Origin of the sequence: Tannerella forsythia (assembly GCF_001006485.1) — a bacterium.
Classification (GTDB): Bacteria; Bacteroidota; Bacteroidia; order Bacteroidales; family Tannerellaceae; genus Tannerella; species Tannerella forsythia.
In genome coordinates this window covers 1-402 of record NZ_JUET01000012.1, presented here as the reverse complement: position 1 = coordinate 402, position 402 = coordinate 1, and the positions used below count along the sequence as shown (strand labels likewise).

1 pseudogene is annotated in these 402 nt (G+C 47.8%); it reads right to left on the bottom strand.

Annotated features, from left to right (window positions below):
- Positions 1-402 (bottom strand): annotated as a pseudogene (locus tag Tanf_RS16575) (hypothetical protein); the annotation flags it as partial.

Genomic DNA, 402 nt, shown 5'->3' with positions numbered 1-402 from the left:
TTTCTGATACGCCACCGACTGAATCAATTTCACAGCATTGTCACAACTGGCACAACCTGTTCCCAATACCTTAATTTCAACCCCAGATTGCGAGCCACAACAGTCATTCGCACTGTTTTTCGCACTGCTATCTGATCCGCAACAACCCGCCTGAGAAGTTGCTTTCTGTGCCTTTTCAGTTTGAGATGTTGTGCTGCAACTGCCCGCCGGACAACATTCACCCGTTTTCGACAGCTTACCGACTAAGTTAGAAGGGCACAACCCGGTAAAGGTCGCTTGAAATCCCATCGCACTGGCAAACACCGCCAGCCATAGCCAGTTAAGCTCCCATAAATTCACTTGGTTAAATATATGCGCCAAGCCGATCGACAACAACACCTGTCTCTTATACACATCTAGATG